This is a genomic window from Pirellulales bacterium, assembly GCA_036267355.1.
GTDB lineage: Bacteria > Planctomycetota > Planctomycetia > Pirellulales > DATAWG01 > DATAWG01.
Window position 1 is genome coordinate 26,071 of the sequence record DATAWG010000095.1, and the last position, 22,434, is coordinate 48,504.

A 22,434-nucleotide genomic window follows, 5' to 3' on the forward strand; every position below is an offset into this window, starting at 1 on the left:
CGGACGACTGCGCGAATCCAAGGGGGTCGGGCACATTTTTCGGCTTTCCGGCCGATCGGCGTCGCAAGCCGAAAAATGAGCCAGACCCCGGCTCGCCGCTATTCTAACGCGAGAAGAGCCGTACCAACCAGAGGATCAAGCTGACGGCCACACTGAGCAAGATGCAAGTCGTTAAGGGGAAGTAAAACTTCGTGTTGCCCCGGTCGATGTGGATATCGCCCGGCAGATGACCGAGCCAAGGAATCGACGGGCCGAAGAGCCAAATCGCGCCGATCGCGGCCAGCGCCAAGCCGCCGACGATCAACATCCAGCCGAAGTTCGGTGCGGTGTTCATATGGCGGCGATCGTGTGAAACGCGACGTGGCACACCCATCACTAGCAGCAGTTTCAGAATCGCTGGGGACCGTCCCCCGTTTGCGTAGCAGAACCGCCGGGGACTGTCCCCGTTTTGCGTAGGTTTTCGGAGAAAAACGGGGACTGTCGCCTTCCGCCTTGCGGTTTCGAAACTGTCAAACTGCTTCTAGTCGTCGCCCGCTCCCGGTTCGACGGGTGTTTTGCCGATGCAGTGGTAGGTGAACCCGCTCGCTTGCATCTCCACTGGATTATAGAGATTGCGGCCATCGAAGATCACGGGCGCTCGCATGCGGCGATGCATCTCGTCGAAATCCGGGCGGCGGAATTCACCCCACTCGGTGACGATCGCCAGTGCATCGGCGCCGTCGAGTGCATCCATGGGCAACTTGCAGTATTGCAGGCGGTCGCCATACGTTCGCCGCACGTTGTCCATCGCCACGGGATCGTGAACGCGCAGCTTTGCTCCGAGCGCCAGCAATCGGTCGAGGAGCGACAGTGCCGGCGCGTCGCGGATGTCGTCGGTGCGAGGCTTGAAGGCCAGTCCCCAGATGGCGACGGTGCGGCCGCTCAATTTGCCGCCGAAATGCTTTTCAATTTTTTGGCCCAACACCATCTTTTGCCGCAGATTGACGTCATGCACCGCCTCCAATAGCTGGGGCTGAATGCCGAGGTCGCGGGCCATTGCCACCAGCGCTTGCACGTCTTTGGGAAAGCAGCTTCCGCCATAGCCGACGCCCGGGAACAGAAACGAGAAGCCGATCCGATTATCGTGCCCGATGCCGCGCCGCACGTCGTCGATATCGGCCGCCATCCGCTCGCAGAGATTGGCCACTTCGTTGATGAAACTGATTTTGGTGGCCAAGAGGGCATTGGCGACGTACTTGGTCATTTCCGCGCTTTCGGGCGACATCACCAGAAACGGCTTTTCGGTTCGCAGAAACGGGGCGTAAAGACTATACAGCGCGTTAGCCACTTCCTGCCGTCGCACACCGACGACCACCCGATCCGGCTTCATGAAGTCGTCGATCGCGGCCCCTTCCTTCAGGAACTCGGGATTGCTCGCCACGTCGCATTCGCGGCCCGTCAATTCGCGAAGCCGATCGCGCAAGCGGGCGTTGGTGCCGACCGGCACGGTGCTTTTGGTCACCACGATCGACTGCGGCGAAAGATGCGCGGCAAGCTGCTCGATCACCCGCCACAAGCTGGTCAGATCGGCCGAGCCGTCGGCGGTCGGCGGAGTGCCGACGGCGAGAAAAATCAGCCGGCAATCTTTCGATCCAAGGGCGGCGTCGGTGGAAAAACTCAAACGCTTGGCTTGCGAATTGCGCACCACCAGCTCGGTCAGCCCCGGCTCGTAGATCGGCACTTCGCCGCGCCGGAGCTGGGCGATCTTTCGCTCGTCGATATCGATGCAGGTGACGTCGTTGCCGCTTTCGGCGAAACAGGTGCCCGTCACCAGGCCAACGTAACCCGTGCCAATAACCGCGATCTTCATGCAGGACCTACCATCCGGATGGATTCATGGAGGGGTTTGAGAACACGGAGCCCTCTGGCACGAAGCAAAATGAAGACCACCCGGCAACGCGATGCGGCTCGCTTGCGGTTTTGCGCGTCAAGACATTCAGCGCGACCGCCACTACGCATCACCGTTCCCGGACGCATCGCCGTTTTCGGGCACATCGGCATTGATTCCGCCCGCTTCGTCTTGCGGAGCAGCGATCGGCGGATTTTCGGCGGCGGCTTCGGCCGCTTCTTCGCGGGGAACACGCACGATCGCCGCGAGCGAATCGTCGTCGTCCAGGCTCATGATCCGCACACCTTGCGTATTGCGCCCGATGGTGCTGATCTCCCGGGCCGCGATCCGTTGGATCTTGCCGCGAGCGGTCATCATCAGCAGTTCGTCGTCGTCGTGCACGGCGGCGATCCCGATCACTGGACCATTGCGATCGGTCGTCTTGATGTCGCGCAGCCCTTTGCCGCCGCGGCGCTGCGCGCGATAGCGATGCTGCGACGATGCGTCGTCGGCCGAATCGTCCTCGTCGCCGCCCATCTCGGCAGCCGCTTCACTCGGTTGCTCTTCGGCGGCTTCGCTGGCTTCTTCGTCAGCGGCCGGGCCGCCCGCCGCACCCGGGCTCTCTTCGCCGACAGCGACCGCAACGGGCGTATTCGGGCCGAAGAGCGTCCGCTTGCCATAGCCGTGCAAACAGGCCGTCAGCAGCGTGGCTTCCGGCTCGGCCACGACCATGCCCACGAGCCGGTCGTCGGCGCGGAGGCCGATGCCTTTGACGCCGCTGGTGTTGCGGCCCATCGGCCGGGCGTCGGATTCGTGGAAGCGAATCGCCATGCCGTCGGCGGTGGAAAGAACCACTTCGTCGCCCGGTTTAGTCACGACGACATCGATCAATTCATCGTCGTCTTTGAGCTTGATGGCGATGATTCCGCCCTTGAGCGGCCGGCTATATTGTTCGAGCGGAGTTTTCTTCACGAGGCCCTTGCGCGTGGCCATCATGAGAAAATATCCGGTATTAAAATCGCGCACGGCGCGGCAATCGGCGATCCGCTCTCCCTCGGCGAAATTCAGCAAATTCACCACTGCCCGGCCGCGGCTTTCGCGGCTCAATTGCGGCAGATCGTAGACCTTTTGCCAATACACTTTGCCCCGATTGGTGAAAAACAACAGATAATCGTGCGTGCTGGCGACGAACAGGTGGGCGATCGGATCTTCGTCTTCCGTCTTGGCGCCGGTAAGGCCTTTGCCGCCGCGGCGCTGGGCCCGATAGACGCTCGATGCCGTGCGCTTGATGTAGCCGTTGTGGCTGATCGACACGACCATCGTCTCTTCGGCGATCAGGTCTTCCATGTCGACATGGCCGATTTCCTCGCCGCTGATTTCGGTGCGGCGCGGATTGGCAAATCGTTTGCGCATCTCCAGCACATCGGCTCGGATCATGTCGCGGATGTGCCGGTCGTCGGAGAGAATGTGCAGGTATTCGCCGATTTCGCTTAGGAGCTTGCGATATTCGTCGGCCAGCTTTTCCTGCTCGAGATTCACCAACTGGCCGAGCGTCATGCGGAGAATCGCTTCGGCCTGCACGGCGGTGAGCGAATAGCTTTCGGCATCGCCGCGCTCGGCCAAGAACGCTTCGAAGCCCGTCTCGCCAAGCGCGCGGGCCATCAGCGCCTTGGGGCACTGAATTTCCATCAATCGCGATTTGGCTTCCGCCGTGGTGCTCGACGAACGAATGACGCGGATCACTTCGTCGATATTGGCATGCGCCAGCAGCAGCCCTTCGACGACGTGTTTTCTTTGCCGCGCTTTGTTCAACAAGAATTGCGTTCGCCGCCGGATGACTTGCACGCGATGGCGCAAGAATTCCTCCAGCATTCCCTTGAACGTCAGGACGCGGGGCTTGCCGTCGACCAGGGCCAGGAAAATCAGCGAGAACGAATCTTGCAGCGGCGAAAACTGATAGAGCTGATTGAGCACGATCTCGGGATCGGCGTCGCGCTTCAGTTCGAGAATGATCCGCACCGGCTCTTCCAGATCGCTTTCGTCGCGGATATTGGAAATCCCTTTGACGCGATCTTCGTTCACCAAATCGGCGATCCGCTTGACGATCGGATCGCGCGACTGCTGAAACGGAATCTCGCTGACCACGATCCGAAAGCGGTTCTTGCCATGCTCTTCGATGCGCGTGCGAGCTCGAACGGGAATCGTGGCCCGGCCGGTGAGATAGCCGCGGCGAATGCCGGCCCGGCTGAGAATGATGCCGCCGGTGGGAAAATCCGGCCCCGGCACGATCTGCAATAGTTCGTCGCCCGACAGATCGGGCTTGTCGATCAGCGCCACCAGCGCGTCGCACACCTCGCCCAAGTTGTGCGGCGGGATCGACGTGGCCATGCCGACCGCGATGCCATTCGCCCCGTTCACGAGCAGGTTTGGAAACTTCGCCGGCAGCACGGTCGGCTCGAGCCGCTTTTCGTCGTAGGTCGGAATGAAATCGACGGTGTCCAGGTCGAGATCTTCCAACAGCATGGCGGCCGGCGCCGACATCCGAGCCTCGGTATACCGCATGGCGGCCGGCGGCATTCCGGCGATCGAGCCCCAATTGCCTTGCTTGTCGATGAGCACATGGCGCATGTTCCATTCCTGGGCCATGCGCACAAGCGTCGGATAGATCACCGCCTCGCCGTGGGGATGATAATTGCCGCTGGTGTCGCCGCAAATTTTGGCGCACTTCACCCGCGCCGCCCCGGGCGTGAGCCGCAGATCGTTCATCGCCGCAAGAATCCGCCGCTGCGACGGCTTCAAACCATCGCGCACGTCGGGCAATGCCCGCGATACAATCACGCTCATCGCATACGTGAGATAGCTATCCTTCAGCTCTTGCTCGATCGGCAGATCGACGACTTTGCCGGTCATCAAGCGGCGAAATTCGGACGAGGCGCCATCGCCGCCGGCGCTGCTGGCGTGGTCGCTTGCGCCGTCTTCGGCTTCGGGCTCGTCGGGCAGTTCAGGCTCGTCAGAATCGGAGGGCAAGACAGAATCCTTTCGTGGTCACGAATGCAGGCGGGAGCCGGCTGGCGGCAGTCGGCAAAACCTCGCTGCCAACGGCCTGTTTCGAATCGCTAAATATACCCGATTTACCGTCTCGCCGACAGAGCCGGCCCGTGCCCGATCGAACTCTTGCAAGATCGGCCCGGATACCGATTTAGCGATCCGACGCGTGATCGAATTGGCGACGAGCGGGCCGATTCGGTAAATCCGTTTTCGGCGGCGAATTCTCTTCTCTGAAAGGCGGCGTTCGATGCGGGCTTGTCGGAGTGCTAAGCAGCTATCCCGTGGACGGAAATGGGAAGGCGAACGACAAACTGAAGCAACCAACGGCGCTGGCGTGGTCTCGGAATCGGAGGAGACTGGGCGGCCGCCGCCTTGAAGCAAACCGAATCCCTTCCGCCCGTCTCTCCGCATTCCCCGCGGCTCCGCGTGAGCATGCTTCGTCCGAACCTCGCCAATCGCCGCCACGGGCCGCCCGGCCTTGACGCCCCTCGAATAATAGACGTATACTCCCTTCCGTAAATGCTTTGCGTGAAATCTCACGCTGAAAATCCCTCAACGAGTTCTCATGAAAACCGAACGTCGTCACGAATTGCAAACGAATTGGCTCGCCGACCGCGTGGGGGAAGGCCTCGTGGTGGTGAAGCCTTATATGAAGGCTGTGGTGGGGCTGTTGCTGGCCGGGCTTGTGCTTTGGGCAGCGCTGTTGTTCATGGCCCATCGCACCGAGGTCGAACGGCGCGAAAGCTGGAACAAGCTTTGGGCCGGCTTGAACGGCGGTTCAAACGGGGCGAGCGAACTCGAATTGCTCGCCGAAGCCAATGCAAAGCGGCCGACGACCGATTGGGCGCGGCTCGTGCTCGCCGACGCGGACCTGAACGAAGGCGTGACCGAATGGTTTACGGAAAAAGCGGCGGCCCACACTCAGCTCGATCGCGCCTTGACAATGTACAAAACCGTGCTGGCGAACAGCGTCGATCCCTTGATCCGCGAGCATGCGCTATACGGCATCGGTCAGACGGAAGAATCGCTCTGCAAGGCCGAGAATCTCGAGGACGCACGCAAGGCCTACGAGCAAATCGTCACGGATTATCCCACCGGGGCCTATTTTGCTCGAGCGAAGCAACGGCTGGACAGCTTGACCCGCGAATCGACAAAAACCCGCTACGATTGGTTTGCCGCCGTCCAACCGCCGTCGCATGTTTTCGGAAAGGGGACCGATAAGACCGGCGACAATTCGCTGGCCTTTCCGCCCGAACTCGAACCGCTGTCGCAATTCAGCGGCAAATCGAAAACGCCTCCGCCCGAACCGACGCCCGATACCGGCAAATCTCCGGCGAAAGAATCGAAGCCGGGCGAGGCCAAGACAGCCGGCAAGAACGCCGAAACCAAGCCGGGCGAAACTCAAAAGCCCGCGGACAAAACAACTGAGAAACCGAAATCCAGCGACACAGCTCCGACCGTTCCCAAGCCTGCGGAAAACAAGAGCAGCGATACCAAGGCTGCCGACACGAAGGCTGCCGATACAAAGCCGCCCGATACAAAGTCCGCAGCGCCGCCGGCCCCGTCGGCAACAGCCCCCAAACCTTCCGACAGCAAACCGCCGGCGGACCGCAATTCCACCCCTCCCGCCACCAGCGACAAAAAATCTTGAATCGTCGCCCAACGCCCGATCGTTCTCGCCGTGGCTGAAGAAGAGACTGCCGACGAACCGACTGCCGGCGACGGCGAAAGCGACCTCGACCTACACCCCGAATCGGCGGAAGCGGCAGACGCTCCGCCCGGCGATCCGGTCGAGCGCATCGTCGGCGAAGATTCGATCGGCCAGCGGCTCGATTTATTTCTAGCGCAGCAGTTTCCGACGCATAGCCGCGTGCAGCTTCGCCGCGCCGTCAATGCGGCCACGATCGAGGTCGATGGCCGGCGTGCCAAAGCGGCCCATCGCCTGCGGCTCGGCGAGCGGATCAGCGTTCGGCTTCCGCCGATCCCTCGCGAAGCGCCGCAGCCCGAGAATATCCCGCTCGATATCTTGTATGAAGACGAGTGGTTGGCGGCGATCAACAAGCCGCCGGGAATGGTCGTGCATCCGGCCAAAGGGCATTGGGCCGGCACGCTGACCAGCGCCCTGCAATTTCATTTCGATCGGCTGAGCGGTGCGGGGGGCCCGGCGCGACCAGGAATCGTCCACCGCCTGGATCGCGACACCAGCGGCGTCATGGTTGTCGCCAAGACCGACCAGATTCACTTCGCGCTTTCGGCGCAGTTCGAAGAGCGGTCGGTCGAGAAGGAGTATTTCGCGATCGTCGTCGGCAATCCGGATCGCGACCGCGACGCGGTGGATTTGCCGATCGGCGTCCATCCCTATCAGCGCGAAAAAATGGCGATCCGCCGCGATCATCCGACGAGCCGCCCGGCCAAAACGTTTTACGAAGTTGTCGAGCGGTTTGCCGGTTTTGCCGCTGTGCGGATTCTTCCCCGCACCGGCCGCACGCATCAGATCCGCGTCCACTTGCACCATATCGGCTGCCCGGTGCTCTGCGATCGCTTGTACGGCGGCCGGGCGGAAATCACGCGCGGCGAATTGAGCGGCGATGTGAGTGACGCGTCGCTGCTTTTGGATCGCCAAGCGCTGCACGCATTGCGGCTCGCGATCGCCCACCCGCAAACCGGCGAGCGCCTTGAATTCATCGCCCCATTGCCCGCGGACATCGAAACAGTGCGAACCGAACTACGCCGCTTTCGCGCGCTTCATTCGTAGTTCGCTGTTCTGCGTCGGTTCATGATCAAGGACGCCAAGTGACGAGCGGCGTGACGCCAACCCGGAAAATCCTGCCGCCCGAATTCTTTGCGCGGCACGCGCTGGTGGTCGCGCGGCAATTGCTTGGCAAATACATCGTCGTGCGGCGCGAAAGCGATAGTGCGGGGGAATCCGCGGAAGACGCATTTCAAATTCACGAAACCGAGGCCTATATCGGCGCCCACGACGAAGCCTGCCACGGCCGGGCCGGCCTCACGCCGCGCACCACCGTGTTGTTCGGTCCGCCCGCGCATTGGTATGTCTATTTCGTCTACGGCATGTATTGGATGCTCAATGTCGTCACCGATCGCGACGGCGCCGCGTCGGGCGTTTTGATTCGCGGGGCCGGCAATTATCGCGGCCCCGGCCGGCTTACCAAGGCCCTCGGCATCGACAAGAGATTCAACGCCATGCCGGTCGCGCCGGCGAGCGGGCTGTGGATCGAAGACCACGGCCAGGCGATCCGCCGCGGCCAAATCCGCCGCACCCCGCGCATCGGCGTCGACTACGCCGGCGATTGGAAAAGCAAGCCGTATCGCTTCGTGCTGCACCAGCATTGATCGATAAGAATCGCCTCCCGCCGTGTGCTACTGGCAAGCGCAGTCTGGCAGTGCCGGCAGGCGAGTCGAAATTTCATTCCTTGCTTCGCTTGGCACGGGTGCGGGAGCAAACGTTTCGGCCGCTCTGAATAAACTGCGCCGCGCGGCGCTCGCACTGGCAGACTGCGCTTGCCAGTGCCACACGAGCCATCCGCCGCGGAGCGGCGGGCTACGTAGCCCGACACTCCGTCGCGGATGCAACTCGTTGGACGCAGTCAACCGACTGATGCTCGCCGAGATACGATTCATCGACCGGATAATTGCGAAAGCGGATCGAATAATGCTCGTCGAACCAGCGCGCGATCGGCGCTTCGTCGGCCGGATCGAATTGCGGAGCGACATGCAGCGTCTTGCCGAACACTTCTTGCCGCAGTTCGCCATTTTCGATCACCAGTCGCCCGGCCTGGAACACATAGCGCGGCAGTTGAAACATTTCGGCCGCATTGGCCGACGGCGAATAGATCGTCACATCGGCATCGGCGCCGGGGCCGAGGTGTCCCTTGCGCGAAAGCCCGAGCAATCGGGCCGGTGCGGCACGTGTAATGATGCAGATTTCCGAAAGCGAATATTCTCGATCAAGCGACGCCAATAGGGATCGCTCGCGCACGCGCGGATGAATGGTTCGCAGCACGTCGGCCCGATAGGTGCGGTCCATCAGCAGGCGAATCACTTCCGGATAGGCCAGAAACGAGCCGCCGTTGGGATGATCGGTCGAAAGCGCGATTCGCCACGGGTCGGTTGCCAGAAGGAGCCATTCAAGACCGATCGCCCATTGCCAGGCGTGGATCAGGCTTTTTGGTTTGTATTCGATTGGCACGACGCCGCAGCCGGCCTCGAATTCGACATCATGGCTAAACCACTTCGCGCCGTGCAGCCGGCTCAAGTAATGCCCCACCGCGCTATCGCCGGTCATGCTCGTGGTCGCGCCGAAGAGCACTTGCCCTACGTCGACTGAGATATTTTCGTGCGTGTTGAAATAGTCGGCGAGCGGCAGGGCGGCCGAGCAAAATGTGCCGGCCTTCGTTGCATCGCCGCCGTAGCTGTGGAATTGGATATGGGCCAGATGGGCCCGATGGCCTTCCAGCGCCCGCATTGTTTCGAGCGTGGTATTCCAATTGCCCGGCATTCCCAAATGGTTTGCATGGATATGCACCGGGTGGGGAAGGTGCAATTCGGCCGCCGCTCGGGCAACAGAGCGGATAATTTGCCGCGGAGTCGTCGGGAAACCGTCGATCGCGGTGTCGAGATCGGTGGCGGTGGCGAGTTGCCCGCTCTTCCAACGTTCGACGCCGCCGGGATTGACCAATTTCGGAGCGAATCCGCCTGTCGCCCGCAGCAGCCACGCGATGAAGGCGCGGACCAGTTGCGGCTCGTTGCGGCCGATCGCCTGCATCAGATAGTGGTTGTTGCCCATCAGGATAAAGCAGCCGCGGTCGATGCAAGGCGTGTCGGCGAATTCGAGATGGGCATGCCGGGCAGCGAGTGGAGCGATCGCGGCGTCGAATGCGGTTGTGTAGCCCAAGCCGGCGTATTGGTAGCCGGTAGCGGCGGTGCTGGGCGTGCTGCCGAGCGTGCCGCTGCGGATCGCTCCGCCCTCAGCTCCAGGCGGTGAATTTCGGGCATGGAGCGCCGCGGCGGGCGACCGCTTTTCTTCCGGCCGCATCCGCCGCGCGGCATTCACTTTCGGCCCGACGATATGGCAATGCATGTCCACGCCGCCGGGCATCGCCACCAAGCCCGCCGCATCGAGCGTCGTTGCGGGCCGGGCGGCCGGATCGGCCGGCGCCGCGACGATTTGGCCGCCATCGATCCAAATATCGCGCACTTCGCCATTTACGCCGTGGGCGGGATCGTACACCGTCGCCCCGGCGATTTTGAGCAGGTTCGAGGAAGTCGACATCGGCTCAACTCCTGCCCGGTGGCCGCAGTGCGGATTGCAACATGCGCAGAACTTCGAAATCGGCGGGTGCGTTCGTATTAGCAGCGAGCGCCGGCCGCAGCGAGAGCGGCACGCCATCCATGCGAAACATCGTGCCGCCAGCTTCAACGCCGGGCACGGCGACGCGGATTGTCACGTCGGCGTCCGGCCAAGCCGGCGGTTCTCGCCAATCGATGGACACTTTGGGGATTTGCTGCAAATGCGATTGGGCCGCGTGGCGCAAACTTACCGGCGGGCCGTCGCAGATCAGAATTGCCGCGTCCACTTCGCCGCGTTCCAGCAGCGATTCGGCGGCGAACGCAGTTGGATCGTAGCGCGGGAAGCCGTGCGAGAAATCGACGGCCCGCGAGAATCCGGTTCGCCACCCGAGCACCTGTTCCGCACCATTTGTGTTCGACACTTTTGCGAGCCGCAAGGAAACCCAGCGCCGGCGCTCGTTCAACGTGCGCACCAAGCCGGCAATCGGCGAGGCGATCGCGCGGTGCGAATTCGTACCGTGCGAATCCGTACCGTCATCGAGCAACACTCCATAGTGAGATCGCAACATGCTCGCCGCGAGCTCTTGCCACTGCGCGAGCGACACGCCCGTTTGCCGTTCGATTTGGCGCGGATCGAGCGTGAGCCGCTTTGCCAGAGCCCATAGCACCGTCGCGGTTTCGAATTCGCTGCCGGGGTGGATTCGCAGGTGCTGACTTGCGATAGCCGCCGTCGCGGTCGAACGCGAATCGACGACGACGAGCGGGCATCCGCCGGGTTGCCCGAGCGATTGCGGAGCGTAGCGTTCAAAAAACCGCGGCAGGTCGGCCACGGGATCGGCATTCCAGACGACGACGAGATCGGCCCGGCTGCGAATTTCGCCGAGCGAGCAAGAGACTTCGCCGACCGTTTGCAGTGTGTCGAGGTTCCGCTCGCCGGAACCATGGGCGGCAATGTCGATCGCGCCACGCGAACGCTCGGCGATTTCGACCGCCGCTTGTTGGGCTTCGCAACTAGCGCGGCGCAAACCCCAAAACAACGGATAGCGGGCTGCGAGCAAGATTTCGGCGGCCCGCTGAAGCGACTGTTGGAGCGATGCCGGGCCGCCGGCAATTCGGCAATTCTCGCCGCGACGCCGGCCGGGCGCCAAGAGCTGCTGCCGCGCCGATGGGCAAGCGTTTGCCGCGGCGACGATTCGTCCGCCCGACACGGTCAGTTTCAGATCGTCGCACAAGCACGCACAGAACGGACACGGAACGTCCGCGACGACGCTGGCGGTTGGCACGGATTCGGACAATTCGGCACCCACGGCGGACGAGCTAATCGAAGCACCGGCCGCATTGTAGCATCCGAACACCGCCGCCCCACAGATACCGCCACGTCGTAATTGCTGCGCCCCGCGCGACTACCAGATGTTCATCGGAGGTTGAGAACGCCTGCCGCCGACAACGGGAGGATGCCGCGATGCGTCGGAATTTGATTTCCGGTAGCGGGCCATTGCCGGCCGTCGGAATAGAAATCGCCCCGCGGAAGCGATCGACGAACCGAGACGTGAGCGAATTCGCGCAAATGTCCGGCTTATCGATGAGGCAAGCAAATGGTTGTAGAGAAAAGGCATCTAGAAAATATCCGCGGGGGTAAGTCGTTGTCGAGCAGAGTGATCGGACGTTAATTACCGATTCCGGTGAAGCAAATCCTCGGGCATGGTGCGTTCGATGGCCCGGCCAAATTCATCGAGCGTCCGCCGTTGGCCGACCGAATGCCACGCCGACACTTCGCGCAGTTCGGGCATGATCTCGATCAATTGTTCCATGAGCATGGTCACCATTCGCCGCTGCGAGTTGCTTTGCGCCTTTTCCATGATGGCGACGACCGTTTTCATCACCTTTACAAGCCGTGCCCGCTCCAGCACGGGGGCCGATAGCGGCGCATCGGAATCGACGAGCAGATCGGCCACGGGCACATCGAGGGCTCGCTGCCATTCATAGAGCATGGTGAGCGGCAAGTCGCTGGTTTCTTGTTCCTGGTGCAAGACGCTTGCGACGTCCGTACCGAGGCGGCGTGCCATGTTCCGCAATGAAACGCCCTGTTCCCGCCGAACAGCCGCCAGACGATGCAAGGCGTGCTCGGGCTTTGGAGCCGCTTTTGCACACTCATTGGGTGCTTTTTCGACCGTCGAGTCGGGCTTAAACTGATCCGCTTCGAGATGGTCGGATTTGAAATGTTGCGATTGATTTTCTTTGACAGACTCAGGGAGTCCGGCACGACCATTGCAGGCCGCCGGATCCCAATCCGCGATACTCATTGCAAGTTCCCCGCGTGCGGTTCGCCGAAGCGAACGGATGAAAAGCAAGTTGACACACCTCTTGGCGCACAACCGACTCGCCGCGCGATCGCCTGCTGGCTTTCGCTCGGCGGCTTGCCTCTTCTCATCCCTAAGAACTTGTCGACCCTGGAATAATATTGCCTTGTACTCGCGAACTAACACGCGGAAAACAATCACCGCCGAACCGCCGGAATGAATTCTCCGCGTTGCAACTCAATCTCTACGAATTCGGGCATCGCCGATTGGAAAGGAGCCAGCCATTGGACGCGACCGTGTTCCGACGGTCGCGGCCGAACCACCCTGGCTGCAATTGCAACTCCCCCGAATGCAACGCATTCCCAACCGAAAACTTCCAAAACGGCATACCACGATGCGCGAGCGCGCAGCCAAACGAAAACATAAAGCGACGGAATTGAACGATCGAACTAGATGAGGCTCAAGATACCCGAACTTCCGCGACGAATCTTGCCAGCGGCTACACGACTTGCCGGCGGCTACACTTCTTGCCAGCGGCCATGACAGACGAAGCCAACTTGGACAGACGAACTTGGCATGTCCACCGGCGTTGGCTGTCACTTGATTCGAGCTACTGCTGAATAGCCGCAACTCGAATGATCTCCTGATCGCTCCCCCGTCGAACTGGGGACCCGGCCAATTGGGTCCATCATATTCAGCCTGCAAGCCTTCAGCAAGTATGTCTGGCAAGTAGGATTTGAATTTCGCGGGCAGCCGCACGATCGGCCTTCGTCCACTCGCGATTCCATCGCCTCCGACTTTGGAAGCGATCATAATCAAAACGTGGAGTGCGACGGCCGACGAACCTCGCGGCGTGGCGGATTTGCCGCTAAATTATCGGCTCATCCACGCCCCGCGCTGCCGTCAGTCTGTAGACCTCGGCATGGCGCAGTCAACCTACTGTTCGGCTCCGTCCGATACCGCACTGATGAAAACCTGGACCCTCATCGACCTCTCGCCCGACACGACTGCCGATATTCATCGCGACGCTTGTTTGCTCTCCGCCACGGAGCTGGGATTGCCCGGTTGCAGTGTGTCGCTCAAGACGCTGCGTGGCGGCCTGCGCGACGGCGTCGAACTGTTGACGATCGACAACGGGCGATTTCGTGTGGGGCTGTTGCCGCAGCGCGGGATGAATCTCTGGAAAGCGTGGCTCGGCGATTGGGCCATCGGTTGGGATTCGCCGGCGCGGGGCCCCGTGCATCCGCGATTCGTCCCCGTTTTCGATCCCGGCGGCCTGGGCTGGCTCGAGGGGTTTGATGAATTGCTTTCGCGCTGCGGACTGTTGAGCAACGGCGCGCCGCAATTCGATGCTCGCGGAACGCTTGAATATCCGCTGCACGGACGCATCGCAAATCTGCCGGCGCATCGGCTCGTGGTGCAGTCGGACTCGGAGTCGGGCGAATTGGCAGTGACGGGCGTGGTGGACGAATGCCGCTTTCATTTTCACAAGCTGCGGCTGACGTCGACCTTGCGGACTTGTCCCGGCGAACCGGGCGTGCGCCTCACGGATGAAGTGACGAACTTGTCGGCCAGCCCCGGCGAAATGCAATTGCTGTATCACACGAATTTCGGCCCGCCGCTGTTGGAGCCGGGCTCGCGGATTATCGCGCCCGTGCGGCGGATGATGCCGCGTGACGCCGCCGCCGCCCGAGGTTTGGACGAGTGGGATCGATTCGGCGAGCCGCACCCCGGCGGTGAGCAGTGCTACTATTTTCAGCTTCTCGCCGAGCCCGACCACCGCAGCCGAGTGCTCCTGCGAAACGCTGCCGGCGATCGCGGGGTCAATCTGCGGTTTTCGACCGCTGAATTGCCTTGCTTCACGCTCTGGAAAAACCCTCCACCTCGGCAGGACGGCTACGTGACTGGCCTGGAGCCGGGCACCAATTTTCCGAACGTCAGGTCGTTCGAAGCCGAACATGGTCGAGTGCGCCGCTTGACTCCGGGCGAAACGGTCCGCTTCGAATTCGCCATCGAAGCCCACGGCGACCGAGCGTCGGTCGCGCAAGCCGAATCGGCGATCGAGCGGCTGCAACAACTCGCGCCGGCGGAAATTTGTAGCGATCCCGCGCCCGATTGGACTCGCGCCGGATCATAATGGACTTTGTTGCCACGCCGGGTGCCATGCCCAGGCGGCGTCGCGTGGGGCATGATCCGAGCGAGGCACATGCCCGCTCAAGGCAATGGGCATGGCGCCGCACAATCGTCGTCGCCGTGTCTATTTGTCAAGCTGCATCAGGAACTTCGCAGTCGATCTTGCCCCAAAAAGTCGAGCATTCGTGAATCGCATTTTTCTTCTTCTTGCGGCGTTGCTGCCGGCTCTGCCATTTCTGCTCTCACGGTCCCGTGCGGCGGATCCCGCGAAAACGCCACCGGCCGTCGCCGGTGGAACCGCGGCTTCCGTCGAATGTGTTGTCGGCAAGGCGCCGTTCGCGGACCCGAAGATCTTTTTCGCGGCGGATGGCACGCCCGATTATCGCGCATTCTACCGCGAGCGCTACGAATACATGGCCGACCATTTTTTTGCTCCGGCCGACGACGTGGCGATCAAGCGGCTCAAGCATTCTCAACTCGGCGATGTCGTTACCGCGATGCTGTGGCTTTCGCAGTCCGGCGGCGGAAACAAATATCTCGACCGCGGCCACGATCTTTTCGGCATCTTGATCGGCTACACCGACGGCAATCCGGCTGTCAGCCACGATTGCTTCGGATTTTACCCGGTTCTCAAGTCGGCCATCATGCTCAAGGCCGCGGGTCGATTCGATGCGGAGTGGGAGCCGGCGCTGCGCGGGTTTACGCTCGACGGTCTCGAACAACTCAACAAGCATTGGCCGACGAGCGACGGCAATCAGGATCTCGCGCGATTGTATGCCTGCTTGCTCGCCCGACGGCTCTATCCCGACATGCCCGAGGCCGCGTCGGCCGCGTCGAAGGTGAACGAGGCGTTTACACGGTTCATTCACGACGGCGATCTCTACACCGATTCGCGCAACTATTTCGAGGTGTCGCTGGTTTTCTTCATTCAAATCGCACGCGATCTGGGCCGCGAGGACGAGATCGCCCGATCGCCGACCTTCGAGCGAATGTTTGCCAATTTTCGGGATGCGATCAGCCCGAACGGTTTCCTGCCGGAATTCGGGGCCGGCTATTTTTCGCCCAATCGCTATGCGTGCACGCCGATCTTCTTGGAATATGCCGCGGCGCTCTACCACGAGCCAACTTTTTCCGCCGCTGCGCGGCGCTATTTCAATTTGTTGATCCAGTCGGGCCCCGCTCGCGACACCAATATCAGTAGCGCGATCCACAGTTGTGTTCACGTGATGCCGCAGTTGCTCGACGATTTTCCGATTCGGCGCGGGCCGGCGCCGCAAGCGGAGTTTGTCTCGGGTGTCACGCGGCGCATCGCCAGAATCGGCGGCGAGCGGCCCGGTTTCCTCATTTTGCGGCCATCGCTCGTGCCCGCAGCGCCGATGATCCTGATGGATCTACTGGGCCAGGGAGACCATTGCCAGCCGGAATTTGTCGCATCGATCGGTTATTACGAATCGAATCATGTGCCGCTGTTTTATCAATATGGCCGCTACATCAGCGGAGCGAGCCGTGCGAACCAGATCTTCCTTGGCCAGTCCGGCGCTAGCGAGCCCGACCCCGTTTGGCCAGCAGACACATGGCGGACCGTTTCCATTCCGGCAGACCGACTGACCGAAGCGGATGGCAGCGCCCGAATCGATGCGGTTTCGCTGCGCACCGATGATCGCAAGAAATCGGTCGATCGAGGTTTCGTGCTCGACAATCTGCGGCTGTCCGGCCCCGGCGGAACAAAATCGGTCTGCGATCTGTCGCAGGGATCCTGGCGCGGGAACAGCCATTCGGTGACCGCTGGAAAACAGCCCGGAGCGCGGGCCATCCGCGTCCTCGCCGACGGGAATGGATGCACGCTCAAAAGTTTTTCGCCGCTCAAGTTCGATCCGCAAAAATACGTCGAACTGCTTTGCGATGTGAAATGGTTCGGCGGCCCCCCCGATGGCCTGTCCGGCCGCGGACGGCCCAGTGCGCAGCTTCGGCCGACGACAGACTCTCGGTCCTGGATGCCGGTCGAGGAGACGTCGCTGCTGGCGCTATTGAAAAATGTCCGCACCGAGCGGCATGGCGACGACTGTTGGGCACGGCTCGAGTACTCGAGCTACGGGACATTCGACAGCGGCCTGATTCGCCAAATCGTGCTTACTCGTGAAGGGGTGCTGGCCGTCCGCGACGACATTCGACCCGGCGCGAGCGCGGACGGCCGCCCGGCATTTTCGCTCTGGCAGATGTATTCGATCGACAGTGAGGGGCCGAACCGTTTTTCCACGCGTGGCGAATGTGCCTATCCTTCCTGCGTTCTCGGCGACACCCGCCATTATCGCCGGGGCATGAGCGCTTATTTCTCCGGTCCGATGGGCACCAGGGTCGGCAAGCAAATCGTGCCACGCGCCCGGCTCGGCATGTATCGCGAAATTCAACGCGATCTGGACCTGCGCACGGCCTACGCCAGGCTTGCGATGCGAGCCGGCCAGGCGGCGTATCTGAACCTTCTCGTCGTGCCGCATCCGCCGGACGCCGATCTGGCCAAACTCGATGCCGCCACCTCGACCAACCACGACGCCGCGCGCTCGACGTTCCAAACCATGTGCGACGGAGTCGCGGTGACGATCGAAATCGCGCGCAGCGGCGAATGGCAGGTACGCCGCTGACGGCAGCCACGGACACGCTCGGCTGAAAATGCAGCAACCGCGTCCCTCTTTTACGGGTATAAGCTTGTATGCCGGCGCCCGACTGCGATATACAGATTGATATCGCAGAATCGTGGTTACGTCGCGCGGCTGTGTATCGGGGCCGCAAAGCCGCAAACGGGCCGAGGATTTGCCGATTGCTTTTCGATGCGCTGCGAAGCACGATTCCGCACGCCGGCCATAAAACCATCGGAGGTCCGCAATGATTCGGTCAAGATTCCTCTCTGCGGCGATCGTCGCGGTGGCTTGCTCCTCGCCCTCGATCGGTGTCTGCGCGCCACCATCCGCGGCGCGGCCTGCCACGGCATCGGCCGCGCCAGCCGAACCGCTTCGCCTCGTCGCGCCGGCGGCCGACTTTGTGCTCAAAGTGGAGAAGCCGCGGGCGATTGCCGATCTGATAGTCCTGCTCGCCGGCAAGCCGGAACTGCAAGGCTTTCGCGGCTATCGCGACTTCATCGGCTCGACCAACTATCAACTGTTCCGCCAGCTTGTCGCCCATTTCGAAAGCGAGCTGGGTCATTCGTGGCCCGATCTGCTCGATCAAGTCGCCGGTGGCGGGATCGTGGTGGCGGTGAAATTTCAACCCAAACAGCCGGCCCCGGTTCTGCTTGTGCTGCAAGGACGCGATCCGAAACTCACCGCTCGCTTCTTCCAAAACCTTCGCGCAATGGTGGCCGACGAACAAGCCCGCCAAGGAACGACCGAAAGCTACAAATCCGAAACCTATCGGGGCATCGAGACGTATCAGGTCGGCAAGGATCTCTATGCCGCGGCGCTCGACGCGGCACTCGTCTACAGCAACCTGCCGCAGACATTGCATACGGCCATCGATCAGCATCTCGATCCGACGAAACCGAACCTGCTCGACGACAAGGCGCTCGCGGAGGGCCGATCGCTCGTCGCGCCGGACTCGCTGGCCTGGGCGTGGCTCAGCCTGAACTACGCCCACCAATCGCCCGAGGTAAAAACGCTGTTTCAGTTGCCCAGCACGTTTTTTCCGGAGCATGTGTTGTTCGGCGGCTTTCTCGACGTGGCGCGGCGGTCGCCTTGCCTCGTGGCATCGATTCGGCCGGAGAGCGGCGGTCTGGCGCTGGCCGTGCAATTGCCGCGCGGCACCGACGGCATGCACGAACTCGTGCGGGCCCATGTGCCGCCGCCGGGCCAGCCCGGCGCCCTGCCGCTCCTCTGCCCGGAAGGAACGCTCTACAGCACAAGCTTCTACCTCGATCTGGGCGAATTCTGGAAACAGCGGACGGTGCTTCTTCCGGCCGAACTGGTGAAGCAATTCGAAGCGGGCGACAAGCGATCGGAAGCGATTCTGCAAGGAACTCGATTCAGCCAATTCCTCGAATTCTCCGGCACACGCCACAGGTTCGTCGTCGCGCGGCAAGAAAACACCGGCTATTCGTTCCAGAGCGATACGCATTATCCGGCCTTCGCCTGGGTGATGGAGCTGCGCACGCCGGATTCCTTCGCTAGCGCGATCGACAAGCCGCTCATCGGTCTCGCCTTCTTGGCCGGCTTGCAGGTGCCGCTCGATTCGATCGACGAAACCTACAAGGGCGTAAAAATCAGCGGCTACCGGTTCGTGGAGAACGACGCCAACAAAGCCCGCGCCGGGGGCCGGCTCTTCAACTTCAGCCCCTGCCGTGCAAAGGTCGGCAACCAATACATCATCAGTTCGACACACGAATTGGCCCGCCAGCTGGTCGACACGATTCAAAAAGAAGCGTCGCAAAAAGAATCGCCTGCCAACGCGGCTTCGCAACCCGGCAGCCCAAGCAGCGGCGGCCCGAGCAGTGGCAGCGCAAATGGCCGGAGCGCAGCGAATTCCAGCGTCACGACCGTGCATAGCCGGCTCGTCTGGGGCGGTGTTTCCGATTATCTCGGCTACTTCAAGAAACAATTCATTACGCGAAATATGCTCGAGCAAGGCAATAGTCCCGAGGGAGCAGCGAAAGAAATATCGCTGCTGTTGAATCTGATCGACCAGCTCGGAACGCTCGAAACCAACACGCGCATCGAGCCGAACCGCTACGAGTTCGACGTCCGGATTGTGCCCTAGACTAGGGAAAAATAACTTCTCCGCAGGCCCCCCCTTGCGGAAGAGGCGGGTGAGGGGTTCGAAAAGCGGAAGTTATTTTTCGGCCGAGCCCTATTATAGTCGTGCCACAAGGAGCTTGATTTCCAATGGCCATCGATCCCGACTGGGCTTGGAAGGCGTACCACCCCGACGCCAAAAATCCTTGGAACCTCGCCAAGGTCGGCCATCTCTATCGCCGCGCCGGCTTCAGCGCGAGCTCCGACGAGTTGGATAGATCGCTTGCCGACGGTCCGGAGAAAACGATCGGCAATCTACTCGCCGGCGGCACCGCCCAACCGGCACTCGTGCAGCAAGCATTCGAGCGGCAAATGGCCGATATCGCCGCTTCGCTCGACTACACCAACGAGGCCGAATTGCGTGCCTGGTGGCTGCTTCGCATTCTGCAGACGCCCCATCCGTTGCAAGAGCGGCTGACGCTCTTCTGGCACGATCATTTCGCCACCAGCAACGCGAAGGTCCGCAACTTGCGCTACATGTTCGATCAGAACCAACTGCTGCGCCGCAATGCCTTGGGCAGCTTCCGCACGATGCTCGCCGAAATCTCCAAGGATCCGGCGATGATGATCTGGCTCGATACCAGCTTGAATAAGAAGGGAACCGCCAACGAAAATTATTCCCGCGAGCTGATGGAGCTCTTCTGCCTCGGCATCGGCCACTACACCGAGCAAGACGTTCGCGAGGGGGCCCGCGCTTTCACCGGCTGGGAAATAAGAGACAACAAGTTTGCATTCAATGCCGCGCAACACGACGACGGCCTGAAACAATATTTGGGCCAGCGCGGAAACTTCGGCGGCGAAGACATCGTTCGAATCTGCCTCGAGCAAGAAGCCGCCGCCTATTTTATCGCCGGCAAGCTATTTCGCCTCTTCGTCAGCGAAACGCTCGTCCCTTCTCCCGAACTGCTCAAGCCGCTTGCCACGCGGTTCCGCCAAAGCGACTACAACCTTCGCGAACTGGTCGAAACCATGCTCCGCTCGAACCTGTTCTTCTCGCCGGAAGTCTATCGCACCCAGATCAAATCGCCGGTCGATTTCGCCGTCGGCATCGTGCGCGCCCTTGAAGGCCATGTCGGTGCGATTCCGTTGGCCGACGCGCTCGAGGGTTTGGGCCAGCGGCTGTTCTCGCCGCCATCGGTGAAGGGCTGGCCGGGAGGCGACGTGTGGATCAATTCCACGACGCTGCTGCTGCGGCATAACTTGGCCCTGAATATCACTTCGACGCAAGACAATCGATTCGGCCGCCGCACCGATCCGGCCGAGCTGGCTCGCAAGCGCGGCAAGCATTCCGACGACGAAATCGTCGCTTTCTTCGTTCGCCTGTTTCTGCAAGACGATATTCCTGCCGATGCCCGCGCCAGCCTGCTCGACTATTTGGCCGGAGCCCACAAGCAAAAATATCCTGCCTATTGGAGCGCGCAGGATCAACAAGACCACCGCGTGCGAGCCGTTTGTCATCTGCTGCTGACACAAGCCGAGTTTCAGTTGAACTAACGGGCCGACCGAAGGATTAACAACTCGTCAGCTCACTCTTCCCGCGCGCGAGAGGGCCCGGGTGAGCGGTTCGAAGCCAAAAGTTATCCTTAAATCGGAACTGAGTTTCCAACCGCTCAAAACGAGTACTTGCATCCGCATCCAGCCATCCCTCTCACCGGAGGCCAACCATGCACAACCGCCGCACTTTCCTCGCGAATTCAATGACGGCCGCGGGCATTGTGGCCTGCGGGCAAACGGCTCCGCTGTTTTTGAGCCGCGCCGCTGCCGCCGTGCCGTCGACCCACAAGCCGGGCGCCAAGGAAACGATTCTTGTCGTCGTGCAGCTCACCGGCGGCAACGATGGGCTGAACACCGTCGTGCCGTTCGCCGACGACGGCTATCCAAAGCTCCGCAAGGCGCTCCGCATTCCGACGGCCAATTTGAAAAAGATCAACGACTCGATCGGCCTGCACCCGTCGCTCGCGGGCTTTGCCGAGTTGGTCCAAGATCAGGCGCTGGCGATTGTGCAAGGCGTCGGCTATCCGAATCCGAACGAATCGCACTTCCGCTCGATGGATATTTGGCAATCCGCGAGTCTGGCCGAGGAGTTGACCGAAGGCTGGCTCGGCAAATCGCTGGTGCAGATGCCGGCGAGCCCGGCATTTCACGTGGCGGCGCCGAATGAACAAAGCTGGCTGGCACTCACCGGAGCGCCCTCCAAGGTGCCGTCGCTCACCAGCTTGCAAGAATTTCAACTGCAAACGTTCGCCGCCAGCCGGGCAGACCACGATCGCCAGCGCAAACTGATCGAACTTGATGCCGCCCGCCGCACTCCGGCAAGCGATAGCTCGGGCCGCGCCGCGCTGCTCGACTTCGTGCGCCACACCGCGGTGAACACCTACGCCAACAGCCGCCGACTCCACGATCTGTCGCAAAATTATCAGCCCTCCGTGCCGTATCCCGATAGCGGGCTGGCCGGGCGCTTGAAACTTGTCGCCCAGCTTATCGAGGCCGACATCGGAGCTCGCATTTTCTATGTCACGCTGAACGGCTTCGATACGCATGCCAACCAATTGACGATCCACGCCAATCTGCTGCGCGAGCTGTCGGAAGCCGCCACCGCGTTTTTCAAAGACATGTCGGCCCGCGGCCATCGCGACCGCGTGCTGCTGATGACGTTCTCTGAATTCGGCCGCCGCGCGAAGGAAAACCAAAGCCAAGGAACGGACCACGGCTCGGCCGCTCCGATGTTTTTGATCGGCGGCCGCGTGCGCCCGGGCGTGATCGGCGCGCATCCGAGCCTCAGCGATTTGGTGATGGACAAGCTCCGCCACCACACCGATTTCCGGCAGGTCTACGCCGCCGTGCTAGAACAATGGCTCGGCATCTCCAGCAAACCGGTGCTCGACGGCGATTTCCACCCGGTGCGGATCGTGCGAAGCTGAACCGGCCTGCGATCGCACTGCCGGCGGCCCGGCGCTGCGCCGCACATGCCGCAGGCCTGTCAAAAGCGGCGGTAGCT

At 61.6% G+C, this 22,434-nt stretch carries 15 protein-coding genes; 9 read left to right on the forward strand and 6 right to left on the reverse strand.

Translation table 11 applies throughout. The features are described from left to right. Positions 1 to 103: 103 nt before the first annotated feature. The 3 genes from VHX65_14675 to gyrA form a co-directional block, all read right to left on the reverse strand. Complete coding sequence (locus tag VHX65_14675; protein ID HEX3999792.1) at positions 104 to 334, reverse strand: DUF2905 domain-containing protein; 231 nt, start codon at positions 332 to 334, stop codon at positions 104 to 106. Positions 335 to 520: 186 nt separating this feature from the next. Further along, positions 521 to 1,849: a UDP-glucose/GDP-mannose dehydrogenase family protein gene (locus VHX65_14680; protein ID HEX3999793.1), complete on the reverse strand. Its 1,329-nt coding sequence runs from the start codon at positions 1,847 to 1,849 to the stop codon at positions 521 to 523. Positions 1,850 to 1,990: 141 nt separating this feature from the next. Beyond that, on the reverse strand, positions 1,991 to 4,777 hold the full coding sequence (gene gyrA / locus VHX65_14685; protein ID HEX3999794.1) for a DNA gyrase subunit A: 2,787 nt from the start codon (positions 4,775 to 4,777) through the stop codon (positions 1,991 to 1,993). A gap of 703 nt (positions 4,778 to 5,480) precedes the next feature. Between gyrA and VHX65_14690 the strand changes: the two genes are divergently transcribed. From VHX65_14690 to VHX65_14700, 3 genes are read left to right on the forward strand one after another with little or no spacing between them, the layout of a single operon-like run. Continuing rightward, positions 5,481 to 6,566, forward strand: coding sequence for a hypothetical protein (locus VHX65_14690; GenBank protein HEX3999795.1), 1,086 nt, complete (start codon positions 5,481 to 5,483; stop codon positions 6,564 to 6,566). Positions 6,567 to 6,596: 30 nt separating this feature from the next. Continuing rightward, on the forward strand, positions 6,597 to 7,670 hold the full coding sequence (locus VHX65_14695) for an RluA family pseudouridine synthase (GenBank protein HEX3999796.1): 1,074 nt from the start codon (positions 6,597 to 6,599) through the stop codon (positions 7,668 to 7,670). Positions 7,671 to 7,708: 38 nt separating this feature from the next. Beyond that, positions 7,709 to 8,269: a DNA-3-methyladenine glycosylase gene (locus tag VHX65_14700; protein HEX3999797.1), complete on the forward strand. Its 561-nt coding sequence runs from the start codon at positions 7,709 to 7,711 to the stop codon at positions 8,267 to 8,269. Between the two features lie 208 nt (positions 8,270 to 8,477). On the opposite strand, the gene VHX65_14705 is transcribed toward VHX65_14700, so the two are convergent. The 3 genes from VHX65_14705 to VHX65_14715 all read right to left on the reverse strand — a co-directional run bounded on the left by VHX65_14705 (position 8,478) and on the right by VHX65_14715 (position 12,291). After that, the gene (locus VHX65_14705; protein ID HEX3999798.1) at positions 8,478 to 10,208 is read right to left on the reverse strand and encodes a formylmethanofuran dehydrogenase subunit A; all 1,731 of its coding nucleotides are present in this window, start codon (positions 10,206 to 10,208) and stop codon (positions 8,478 to 8,480) included. A 4-nt stretch (positions 10,209 to 10,212) separates the two neighbouring features. Further along, positions 10,213 to 11,520: a hypothetical protein gene (locus tag VHX65_14710; GenBank protein ID HEX3999799.1), complete on the reverse strand. Its 1,308-nt coding sequence runs from the start codon at positions 11,518 to 11,520 to the stop codon at positions 10,213 to 10,215. Positions 11,521 to 11,895: 375 nt separating this feature from the next. Further along, positions 11,896 to 12,291 carry a hypothetical protein gene (locus tag VHX65_14715; GenBank protein HEX3999800.1) on the reverse strand — a complete coding sequence of 132 codons (396 nt, stop codon included), beginning with the start codon at positions 12,289 to 12,291 and terminating at the stop codon, positions 11,896 to 11,898. Positions 12,292 to 12,336: 45 nt separating this feature from the next. Here VHX65_14715 and VHX65_14720 point away from each other — a divergent pair, with 45 nt between their 5' ends. The 6 genes from VHX65_14720 (at position 12,337) to VHX65_14745 (ending at position 22,357) form a co-directional block, all read left to right on the forward strand. Continuing rightward, positions 12,337 to 12,684 (forward strand): hypothetical protein, encoded by a 348-nt coding sequence (locus VHX65_14720; protein HEX3999801.1) that lies wholly within the window; start codon positions 12,337 to 12,339, stop codon positions 12,682 to 12,684. An 808-nt stretch (positions 12,685 to 13,492) separates the two neighbouring features. Beyond that, positions 13,493 to 14,662 carry an aldose 1-epimerase family protein gene (locus VHX65_14725; protein ID HEX3999802.1) on the forward strand — a complete coding sequence of 390 codons (1,170 nt, stop codon included), beginning with the start codon at positions 13,493 to 13,495 and terminating at the stop codon, positions 14,660 to 14,662. A gap of 181 nt (positions 14,663 to 14,843) precedes the next feature. Continuing rightward, positions 14,844 to 17,297 (forward strand): hypothetical protein, encoded by a 2,454-nt coding sequence (locus VHX65_14730; protein HEX3999803.1) that lies wholly within the window; start codon positions 14,844 to 14,846, stop codon positions 17,295 to 17,297. 241 nt (positions 17,298 to 17,538) lie between these two features. After that, the gene (locus VHX65_14735; protein HEX3999804.1) at positions 17,539 to 19,401 is read left to right on the forward strand and encodes a DUF3352 domain-containing protein; all 1,863 of its coding nucleotides are present in this window, start codon (positions 17,539 to 17,541) and stop codon (positions 19,399 to 19,401) included. A gap of 125 nt (positions 19,402 to 19,526) precedes the next feature. After that, on the forward strand, positions 19,527 to 20,930 hold the full coding sequence (locus VHX65_14740; GenBank protein HEX3999805.1) for a DUF1800 domain-containing protein: 1,404 nt from the start codon (positions 19,527 to 19,529) through the stop codon (positions 20,928 to 20,930). Between the two features lie 170 nt (positions 20,931 to 21,100). Beyond that, positions 21,101 to 22,357 (forward strand): DUF1501 domain-containing protein, encoded by a 1,257-nt coding sequence (locus VHX65_14745; protein HEX3999806.1) that lies wholly within the window; start codon positions 21,101 to 21,103, stop codon positions 22,355 to 22,357. The last annotated feature ends 77 nt before the right edge of the window (positions 22,358 to 22,434 follow it).

What these genes read in the sequence shown, in the direction of transcription:
- VHX65_14675 (HEX3999792.1), bottom strand. Translation starts at nt 334, where the DNA reads ATGAACACCGCACCGAACTTCGGCTGGATGTTGATCGTCGGCGGCTTG.
- VHX65_14680 (HEX3999793.1), bottom strand. Translation starts at nt 1,849, where the DNA reads ATGAAGATCGCGGTTATTGGCACGGGTTACGTTGGCCTGGTGACGGGC.
- gyrA (HEX3999794.1), bottom strand. Translation starts at nt 4,777, where the DNA reads ATGACCGGCAAAGTCGTCGATCTGCCGATCGAGCAAGAGCTGAAGGAT.
- VHX65_14690 (HEX3999795.1), top strand. Translation starts at nt 5,481, where the DNA reads ATGAAAACCGAACGTCGTCACGAATTGCAAACGAATTGGCTCGCCGAC.
- VHX65_14705 (HEX3999798.1), bottom strand. Translation starts at nt 10,208, where the DNA reads ATGTCGACTTCCTCGAACCTGCTCAAAATCGCCGGGGCGACGGTGTAC.
- VHX65_14715 (HEX3999800.1), bottom strand. Translation starts at nt 12,291, where the DNA reads ATGGCACGCCGCCTCGGTACGGACGTCGCAAGCGTCTTGCACCAGGAA.
- VHX65_14720 (HEX3999801.1), top strand. Translation starts at nt 12,337, where the DNA reads ATGCAAGGCGTGCTCGGGCTTTGGAGCCGCTTTTGCACACTCATTGGG.
- VHX65_14725 (HEX3999802.1), top strand. Translation starts at nt 13,493, where the DNA reads ATGAAAACCTGGACCCTCATCGACCTCTCGCCCGACACGACTGCCGAT.
- VHX65_14735 (HEX3999804.1), top strand. Translation starts at nt 17,539, where the DNA reads ATGATTCGGTCAAGATTCCTCTCTGCGGCGATCGTCGCGGTGGCTTGC.
- VHX65_14740 (HEX3999805.1), top strand. Translation starts at nt 19,527, where the DNA reads ATGGCCATCGATCCCGACTGGGCTTGGAAGGCGTACCACCCCGACGCC.
- VHX65_14745 (HEX3999806.1), top strand. Translation starts at nt 21,101, where the DNA reads ATGCACAACCGCCGCACTTTCCTCGCGAATTCAATGACGGCCGCGGGC.